The organism is Phaeobacter sp. QD34_24, from assembly GCF_028890115.1.
Taxonomy (GTDB): Bacteria; Pseudomonadota; Alphaproteobacteria; order Rhodobacterales; family Rhodobacteraceae; genus Phycobacter.
The window spans coordinates 1-6,355 of record NZ_JARCJD010000044.1 but is presented as its reverse complement, the minus strand read 5'-3'; the positions used below and the strand labels follow the sequence as shown (position 1 = coordinate 6,355).

The following is a 6,355-nucleotide window of genomic DNA, read 5'->3' as shown; positions in this document are numbered from 1 at the left end:
TATTGGTTGCGGGAGCAGGATTTGAACCTGCGACCTTCAGGTTATGAGCCTGACGAGCTACCTGGCTGCTCCATCCCGCGGCACTATGTTTGAGCTACCGCGCGGAGCGCTACTTGAGCTCGGTTTGTGTGTCCTACCGCTTTGCTACTTGAGGACTATGTTTGTCCTTGATCCGTTTTGTGTTGGATCGTGTAGCTAGCGTTTTTGATCGTATTAGAGAGTTTTTGTTTTGGTATTTACTAGGTTTGGCGGTGACCTACTCTCCCAGGGCTTAAGCCCAAGTACCATTGGCGCGACGGCACTTAACTTCCGGGTTCGGGATGGGACCGGGTGTTTTGCTCGTGCTATGACCACCAAACCAAGAAAATACCAACAAGCCTTCGGCTTGTTGGATTTTCATGGTTGGCGGCAGGCAGGGTATTTGCAGAGCAAATGCCCGTTGCCGCACCCGAGTTATGTCACGAGGACATTTCCACAAGCGGTAGGCTTATTATCAACGTGTTGTCCAGGTCGCGTCGTATGCGTTTTTGGTGTGGCTGTCTTTTACTGGATCAGATCAAGCCAATCGGGCGATTAGTACCGGTCAACTGAATGCATTGCTGCACTTACATCTCCGGCCTATTGACGTGGTGGTCTTCCACGGCCCTCAGGGATACCTTGTTTTGAGGGGGGCTTCCCGCTTAGATGCCTTCAGCGGTTATCCTGTCCGATCATAGCTACCCTGCACTACCGTTGGCACGATAACAGGTCCACCAGTGGATCGTTCACCCCGGTCCTCTCGTACTAGGGGCAACTCCTCTCAAGTATCCTACACCCACGGCAGATAGGGACCGAACTGTCTCACGACGTTCTAAACCCAGCTCACGTACCTCTTTAAACGGCGAACAGCCGTACCCTTGGGACCTGCTCCAGCCCCAGGATGAGATGAGCCGACATCGAGGTGCCAAACACTGCCGTCGATATGGACTCTTGGGCAGTATCAGCCTGTTATCCCCGGCGTACCTTTTATCCGTTGAGCGATGGCCCTTCCACTCGGGACCACCGGATCACTATGGCCGACTTTCGTCTCTGCTCGACTTGTCAGTCTCGCAGTCAGGCTGGCTTCTGCCATTGCACTCAACGAGCGATTTCCGACCGCTCTGAGCCAACCTTCGCGCGCCTCCGTTACGCTTTAGGAGGCGACCGCCCCAGTCAAACTACCCGCCACGCAGGGTCCCGGATCCGGATAACGGACCGCGGTTAGACATCAAGAGTGCGAAGGGTGGTATCTCAAGGGAGGCTCCACAGGGACTTGCGTTCCTGCTTCGATGCCTACCACCTATCCTGCACATCACAATCCTGATGCCAGTGCGAAGCTGTAGTAAAGGTGCACGGGGTCTTTCCGTCTAACCGCGGGAAGCCTGCATCTTGACAGGCAATTCAATTTCGCTGAGTCGATGTTGGAGACAGCGGGGAAGTCGTTACGCCATTCGTGCAGGTCGGAACTTACCCGACAAGGAATTTCGCTACCTTAGGACCGTTATAGTTACGGCCGCCGTTTACCTGGGCTTCAATTCGGAGCTCTCACCCCTCCTTTTAACCTTCAGGCACCGGGCAGGCGTCAGACCCTATACGTCGTCTTGCGACTTCGCAGAGCCCTGTGTTTTTAATAAACAGTCGCCACCCCCTGGTTTGTGCCCCCGGATCCAAGTTGCCTTGAACCCGGGCCTCCTTCTCGCGAACTTACGGAGGTATTTTGCCGAGTTCCTTCAACATCGTTCTCTCAAGCGCCTTGGTATTCTCTACCAGTCCACCTGTGTCGGTTTAGGGTACGGTCTGATGGAGGGCTATTTCCAGGGACTGCTCAGCAGCCCAACCAATCCGATAAGGCTGAACTACAGTCGCAATCCGTCACATCCTCCTGGCCCAGGAATATTAACCTGGTTCCCATCGCCTACGCCTTTCGGCCTCGGCTTAGGGGCCGGCTTACCCTGCTCAGATTAGCTTTAAGCAGGAACCCTTGGACTTTCGGCGAGAGTGTCTCTCACACTCTTTGTCGCTACTCATGTCATCATTCTCGCTAGTGATCTCTCCACCGGATGGCTCACGCCCCGGCTTCATCGAAAGCTTCGTGTCTCCAATAGCCCCGAAGGACATAAGGAGACATGAAGCTATGTCACACTACGCTCTGCTACCATGCACTATGTGCATCCTCGGCTTCGGCTCATGGCTTGAGCCCCGTTACATCTTCGCCGCAGGACAACTTATTTAGACCAGTGAGCTGTTACGCTATCTTTAAAGGATGGCTGCTTCTAAGCCAACCTCCTGGTTGTTTTGGTCGTCCCACCTGCTTTCCCACTTAGCCATGAATTAGGGGCCTTAGCCGGAGGTCAGGGTTGTTTCCCTCTCCACTACGGACGTTAGCATCCGCAGTGTGTCTGCCATCTAGTACTCCCGGGTATTCGGAGTTTGGTTAGGATCAGTAAGCCTGTGGGGCCCCATTACCCATCCAGTGCTCTACCCCCCGGGGTATTCGGATGACGCTCTACCTAAATAGATTTCGCAGAGAACCAGCTATCTCCGAGTTTGATTGGCCTTTCACCCCTAGGCACAGCTCATCCCGATCTTTTTCAACAGATGTGGGTTCGGTCCTCCAGTGCGTGTTACCGCACCTTCAACCTGGCCATGCCTAGATCACTCGGTTTCGGGTCTGATCCCACGAACTCATGCGCCCTATTAAGACTCGCTTTCGCTGCGCCTACGCCTAGCGGCTTAAGCTTGCTCGTGAGACCAAGTCGATGACCCATTATACAAAAGGTACGCTGTCAGCCCTCAAGGGGCCTCCAACTGATTGTAGGCGTTCGGTTTCAGGTACTGTTTCACTCCCCTCGTCGGGGTGCTTTTCACCTTTCCCTCACGGTACTGGTTCGCTATCGGTCAGTAAGGAGTACTTAGCCTTCGAAGGTGGTCCTCCGATCTTCAGACAGGATTTCACGTGTCCCGCCCTACTTAATACGTCCATCAAAGCTTCCTATACGGGGCTGTCACCCGCTATGGCCACGCTTCCCAACGTGTTCTAGTCACTCATCTGGCTCGGCTGGTCCCCGTTCGCTCGCCGCTACTAGGGGAGTATCAATTGATGTCCTTTCCTCCGGGTACTTAGATGTTTCAGTTCCCCGGGTTTGCTCTTAAAACCCTATGTATTCAGGTCTTAAGTACCTGGTTCAGCAAGATATTGAGTACCGAAGTAACAATATCGAACTGTCAGGTGGGTTCCCCCATTCGGAAATCCGTGTATCAAAGCCTATTCTCGGCTCCACACAGCTTATCGCAGAGTATCACGTCCTTCATCGCCTCTTACTGCCAAGGCATTCACCAAACGCCCTTCTCGCGCTTGATCTGATCCAGAAAGAGACAGCCATGCCCGAAGGCATTTCGTCACAACACGGAAGCTGGTTCACAACCGTGTCTCTGTTTCTGAACCAAAAAGCATACTTTCCCGCGCTTTCTTAATGTCCTACCGCTTCGCTACTTGAGGACCTGAGGCCCTAAGAGCTGGCGGAGCGTTCAGGATGTCGGTCCTGAACCTTAAGAAAGCACATTGCATGATCGGGTAGATCATGCGGGTTAGTGTACTTGACTTGGACAACTACTGTCGTTTCAGCCAGGCAAACATCCGGGCGTCTGAGGAAACATGACGGATCCGGTTGCTGTCGGCAGAGCAAGCTCTGCGTCACCTATCTGAGGTCATTCCCACACTCGGGACGACCAACAGTGTTGTTGATATTTCTCTCTAAACGATGTCAAAACTTCCGTCCGATTGGACGTTTGAACGCTTCCGCAGAAGCCCTCAAAGGTCAAATCAAACCCTTTGTTCTGTTGGATGACTTCCCGCATCTTTTGGCGAAGCCAAAAGAGCGGTTGGTGGGTCGAGGAGGACTTGAACCTCCGACCTCACGCTTATCAGGCGTGCGCTCTAACCACCTGAGCTACCGACCCTTGTTTGTGTTTTTGCCAGGCAAAAACAAAACAGGTGTGCGACAGGCGATTTGCGTCAGCAAATCTGCCGAGAGCAGCACTCAGTGGTTATGTCACCGAAGAGTTCGGCAACCGCTGCTGTCGCGAACCGGGGCCAATGGCGGAAAGTCGCTCTCGTGACCTTCGCTGCGCGAAGGCACTGCCGCGACAACGCCTTTGCTTCGCAAATGGCTTGGTGGAGCCTAGGAGGATCGAACTCCTGACCTCCTGAATGCAAATCAGGCGCTCTCCCAGCTGAGCTAAGGCCCCTTGCTGAACCTCAATCCTGAGGCTCTGTCTTTCTGAAGAGATATGAGGACGGCTCGGTCCTGATGTTGATGCGCTTTGTTTGCGCATCTTCTGCTAAGTGATGCACGAGATCAGCAAGCTGATCTGACTAGCATCATCCTTAGAAAGGAGGTGATCCAGCCGCAGGTTCCCCTACGGCTACCTTGTTACGACTTCACCCCAGTCGCTGAGCTCACCGTGGTCCGCTGCCTCAAAAGTTAGCGCACGGCCTTCGGGTAAACCCAACTCCCATGGTGTGACGGGCGGTGTGTACAAGGCCCGGGAACGTATTCACCGCGTCATGCTGTTACGCGATTACTAGCGATTCCGACTTCATGGGGTCGAGTTGCAGACCCCAATCCGAACTGAGACATCTTTTGGGGATTAACCCACTGTAGATGCCATTGTAGCACGTGTGTAGCCCAACCCGTAAGGGCCATGAGGACTTGACGTCATCCACACCTTCCTCCCGCTTATCACGGGCAGTTTCCCTAGAGTGCCCAGCCGAACTGCTGGCAACTAAGGATGTGGGTTGCGCTCGTTGCCGGACTTAACCGAACATCTCACGACACGAGCTGACGACAGCCATGCAGCACCTGTCACTCGGCCACCGAAGTGGAAACCAGATCTCTCTGGCGGTCCGAGGATGTCAAGGGTTGGTAAGGTTCTGCGCGTTGCTTCGAATTAAACCACATGCTCCACCGCTTGTGCGGGCCCCCGTCAATTCCTTTGAGTTTTAATCTTGCGACCGTACTCCCCAGGCGGAATGCTTAATCCGTTAGGTGTGTCACCGAATAGCATGCTACCCGACGACTGGCATTCATCGTTTACGGTGTGGACTACCAGGGTATCTAATCCTGTTTGCTCCCCACACTTTCGCACCTCAGCGTCAGTATCGAGCCAGTGAGCCGCCTTCGCCACTGGTGTTCCTCCGAATATCTACGAATTTCACCTCTACACTCGGAATTCCACTCACCTCTCTCGAACTCAAGACCAGGAGTTTTGGAGGCAGTTCCGGGGTTGAGCCCCGGGATTTCACCCCCAACTTTCTGGTCCGCCTACGCGCGCTTTACGCCCAGTAATTCCGAACAACGCTAACCCCCTCCGTATTACCGCGGCTGCTGGCACGGAGTTAGCCGGGGTTTCTTTACCAGGTACTGTCATTATCATCCCTGGCGAAAGAGCTTTACGACCCTAAGGCCTTCATCACTCACGCGGCATGGCTGGATCAGGGTTGCCCCCATTGTCCAAGATTCCCCACTGCTGCCTCCCGTAGGAGTCTGGGCCGTGTCTCAGTCCCAGTGTTGCTGATCATCCTCTAAAACCAGCTATAGATCGTAGACTTGGTAGGCCGTTACCCCACCAACTATCTAATCTAACGCGGGCCGATCCAAATCCGATAAATCTTTCCCCCGAAGGGCGTATAAGGTATTACTCACCGTTTCCAGTGGCTATTCCTTAGATCTGGGCACGTTCCCACGCGTTACTAACCCGTCCGCCGCTCACTCCGAAGAGTGCGCTCGACTTGCATGTGTTAGGCCTGCCGCCAGCGTTCGTTCTGAGCCAGGATCAAACTCTCAAGTTGAAAGCAGGTTACCCTGCTATCCTTGACGTTCGAACCTCTGCACATTCTCGATGTCCTACCGCTTACGCTGCTTGAGGACGGGCCCCAATCAGCACGGCTCCAGACCCGGCTAGGATCCTGGAACGAACATCGACGTTTCTCTGTCTGTTGTGCTTGGTTTCAAAAGAAACCGAAGCCGAACAAGACAGTGAAGCTGACACTCAATCATCGGGCCGAAACCCTATGAGCGCGATATACAGACGTTGATCCATCGAAATGAACCAAACCGCCCACATATCTCTTCAGTCATCCAAATTGTCAAAGAGCAAACACCCAAGAGACCAAAACCAGACCATAACGCCATTACCTAGCGCCATCGCCCAACCAATCCTCAAAGATGCCCCAGTCTTTCCCGGTGTCAGACCAGCTTCCCAATCAAACCCGAACATCCACTCTCGCGTTCCGTCCAGATCCTCTCAGTAGCGCCTCAGCGCCGCCGGTGAAGGG

Annotated in this window: 3 tRNA genes and 3 rRNA genes; all 6 read right to left on the bottom strand. The window is 53.9% G+C overall.

Annotation, left to right across the window (positions count from 1 at the left end):
- Positions 1-3: 3 nt before the first annotated feature.
- A tRNA-Met gene (locus tag PXK07_RS18465) sits at positions 4-80 on the bottom strand.
- Between the two features lie 163 nt (positions 81-243).
- Positions 244-358: ribosomal RNA gene (gene rrf, locus PXK07_RS18460) — 5S ribosomal RNA — on the bottom strand.
- Positions 359-552: 194 nt separating this feature from the next.
- Positions 553-3,379 (bottom strand): 23S ribosomal RNA (locus PXK07_RS18455).
- Between the two features lie 522 nt (positions 3,380-3,901).
- Positions 3,902-3,978, bottom strand: a tRNA-Ile gene (locus tag PXK07_RS18450).
- A gap of 212 nt (positions 3,979-4,190) precedes the next feature.
- Positions 4,191-4,266, bottom strand: a tRNA-Ala gene (locus PXK07_RS18445).
- 143 nt (positions 4,267-4,409) lie between these two features.
- A 16S ribosomal RNA gene (locus tag PXK07_RS18440) occupies positions 4,410-5,869 on the bottom strand.
- The 16S, 23S and 5S rRNA genes sit together here with 3 tRNA genes alongside, the layout of an rRNA operon.
- Between the last annotated feature and the right edge of the window lie 486 nt (positions 5,870-6,355).